This window comes from Cupriavidus basilensis (genome assembly GCF_029335485.1).
Taxonomy (GTDB): domain Bacteria; phylum Pseudomonadota; class Gammaproteobacteria; order Burkholderiales; family Burkholderiaceae; genus Cupriavidus; species Cupriavidus basilensis_E.
The window spans coordinates 1-3,195 of the sequence record NZ_JARJLM010000295.1 but is presented as its reverse complement, the minus strand read 5'-3'; the positions used below and the strand labels follow the sequence as shown (position 1 = coordinate 3,195).

2 protein-coding genes are annotated in these 3,195 nt (G+C 68.6%); one reads left to right on the top strand and one right to left on the bottom strand.

Annotated features, from left to right (window positions below; all coding sequences use genetic code 11):
* Positions 1–66: 66 nt before the first annotated feature.
* A complete protein-coding gene (locus P3W85_RS17205; protein WP_017226371.1) occupies positions 67–1,398 on the bottom strand; it encodes an aspartate aminotransferase family protein in 1,332 nt (443 codons plus the stop codon).
* A 353-nt stretch (positions 1,399–1,751) separates the two neighbouring features.
* Here P3W85_RS17205 and P3W85_RS17200 point away from each other — a divergent pair.
* A partial coding sequence (locus P3W85_RS17200; RefSeq protein WP_276265667.1) for a PLP-dependent aminotransferase family protein occupies positions 1,752–3,195 on the top strand: 1,444 nt, incomplete at its 3' end.

The window sequence follows — 3,195 nt, the reverse complement described above, 5'->3', positions numbered from 1 at the left end:
GCGATCTGCCGGTTTTCTGCGATGTTCACGTCAGTATTCCTTGCGTTGTCCCTGCCATCGATGCAATTACTGCACCTCTTGCAGGACCTTCTTCACGGTGTCGAACATGTCGCCGATCTGCGCTTCCGTGATGATCAACGGCGGCGAGAAGGCGAGGATGTCGCCGGTGTAGCGCACCAGCACGCCGCGCTCCAGGCATTTGAGGAAGGCTTCGTAGCCGCGCGCGCCAGGCTGGCCGGGACGCGGCTCAAGCTCGATGCCGGCGACCAGGCCGAGGTTGCGGATGTCTTTCACATGCGGCGCGCCGCGCACGGCATGCGCCGCAGCCTCGAAGACGGGCGCCAGCGCGGCAGCGCGGCCAAACAGGTTCTCGTTCTTGTAGATGTCCAGCGTGGCGATGGCCGCGGCCGCGGCCAGCGGATGGCCGGAATAGGTGTAGCCGTGCAGGAACTCGATCGCGCCCGGCGCGGCGGAGTTGACCACCGTGTCGTGCACTTCGCGCCTGACCGCCACCGCGCCCATCGGCACGGCTGCATTGTTGATGGCCTTGGCCATGGTGATCAGGTCCGGCGTGACGTTGAAGCGCTCGGCGGCGGTGGCCGCGCCCAGGCGGCCGAAGGCGGTGATGACCTCGTCGAAGATCAGCAGGATGCCGTGCTTGCTGGTGATCTCGCGCAGCTTTTCCAGGTAGCCCACCGGCGGCACCAGCACGCCGGCCGAGCCGGCCAGCGGCTCGACGATCACGGCGGCCACATTGGACGGATCGTGCAGCGCCAGGATGCGTTCCAGGTCCTCCGCCAGGTGCGCGCCCCATTGCGGCTGGCCCTTGGAGTACGCAGCCTCGGCAATATTCAGCGTGGCCGGCAGGTGGTCGGTGCCGGGCATCAGGTTGGCCGAGAAGACCTTGCGGTTGCCGCCGATGCCGCCCACCGCCATGCCGCCGAAGCCCACGCCATGATAGCCGCGCTCGCGGCCGATGAAGCGGGTGCGCTGGCCTTCGCCGCGGGCACGGTGGTAAGCCAGCGCGATCTTCAGCGCGGTGTCGACCGATTCCGACCCCGAATTGGTGAAGAAGATACGGTCCAGCCCGGACGGCATGATGGCGGCCAGCTTGGTGGCGGCCTCGAAGGTCAGCGGGTGGCTCATCTGGAACGGCGGCGCGTAGTCCAGGGTCTGCACCTGGCGCGCGACCGCTTCCGAGATCTCCTGGCGGCAGTGGCCGGCGGCCACGCACCACAGGCCGGCGCAGCCATCGAGGATCTGGCGGCCGTCATGCGAGGTGTAGTACATGCCGCTGGCCGAGGCGAGCAGGCGCGGCGCCGCCTTGTACTGGCGGTTGGCGGTAAACGGCATCCACAGGGCATCGAGATCGGGGATCACGGTCTTGGCGGCATCCATACGTCCTCCTCAGGGCTTGTTTCGTGGGCGGCGGCCGTGGCCGCCGCGCCGGGGTTGTCAGGCGATTCCGGTGAATGCGGCCACTGTAGCGGGCCGGCCTAGCATAAAGAATATACGGTCGGCAAAACGCCGCCTTACCGTACAGCCGAGACTGAGACAACTGTACAGTTTCGCCAGCGCCTCCTGCGCCCCGGCGGGTCGATGCGTCCTGCCGCTTCGCTTCCACCAGGACGGAAAGTCAGCCCTGATGCGGTTTTTGCGTTGCGGTGCCGCAATCCTCGATCGCATGAAGACGCTTCCCAGTGAACGGCGACGGCTATTAAACTGTACAGGTCGATTCTTACACGTGACGCATGCTTAACCTTGAACTCGTCCGCAGCCGCCGCAGCGGAGACACCCTGACCGAGCAGATCGTGGCCGGCATCGCCGGCCTGGTCGACCGGCGCGTGCTGCGCGCCGGCGTGGCGCTGCCCTCGGTGCGGCGCTTTGCCCAGCAGCATGGCGTCAGCACCTTCACCGTGGCCGAGGCCTATGGCCGCCTCACCGCGCTGGGCTACCTCAGCGCGCGGGTGGGCTCGGGCTATACGGTGGCGCACCGCCACGCGCCCGCCGGCCAGCCGCCGGCGGCGCGCTGGGAAGCGCCGGGGCTGAACGCCGCCTGGCTGCTATCCGACGTGTTCGCCGACCATTCGGTGCCGATCAAGGCCGGCGCGGGCTGGCTGCCCGGCGACTGGCTCAACGAGGAAGGGCTGCACCAGGCCATGCGCGCCGCGGCGCGGGTGCCGGCGGCGCAGGTCTCCGGCTATGGCCATCCCTATGGCTTTGCCGCGCTGCGCGAGCATATCGCCGCCGGGCTCAGCCAGTACGGCATGCCGGTGCAGGCGCAGCAGGTGGTGCTGACCCAGGGCGCCACCCAGGCGCTGGATCTGGTGGTGCGTACGCTGCTGCGCCCGGGCGACACCGTGCTGGTGGAGGACCCGTGCTACTGCAACCTGCTGCAGATCCTGCGCCTGGCCGGCCTGCAGGTGGTGGGCGTGCGCCGCACCGCCAGCGGGCTCGACACCGACGCGCTCGACCACGCCATCCGCACCCGCGCGCCGCGCGCGCTGTTCGTCAATACGGTGCTGCAGAACCCGACGGGCGGCACGCTCACCAGCATGAATGCGCACCGCGTGCTGCAACTGGCGGAGCAGTACCGGCTGCTGGTGGTGGAGGACGATATCTACCGCGAACTGGCGCCTGCCGGCTCGCCCATGCTGGCGGCGATGGACGGCCTGTCGCACGTGATCTACGTGAATGGCTTTTCCAAGACGATCACGCCGTCGCTACGGGTGGGCTATCTGGCGGCCAGCCCGGAGCTGGCCAAGGCGCTGGCGCGCACCAAGATGGCGGTGGGGCTGACCTCGTCGGAAGTGACCGAGCGGCTGGTGTACTCGGTGCTGACCAGCGGCCACTACGGCCGCCACGTGGCGGCGCTGGCCGAGCGGCTGCGCGCCCAGCAGGACGGCATCACGGAGAAGATGGAAGCGCATGGCCTGGAAGTGCTGCTGCGGCCGGAAGGCGGGATGTTTGCCTGGGCGCGGGTGCGGCCGGATGGAGACAACGATCCGGCCGCCCTGTCGGGCAACCGGCTGGCGACGCTGGCGCTGGAGCATGGCATCTGGCTGGCGCCGGGCTCCTACTTCGTGCCGGAAGAAAGCGATTCGCCGTGGATACGGTTCAATGTCGCGACCAGCGACGCGCCCGCGCTATGGCGATTCTTCGACGCGCTGCGCAGTGAGGAAGGGATGCCGGCCG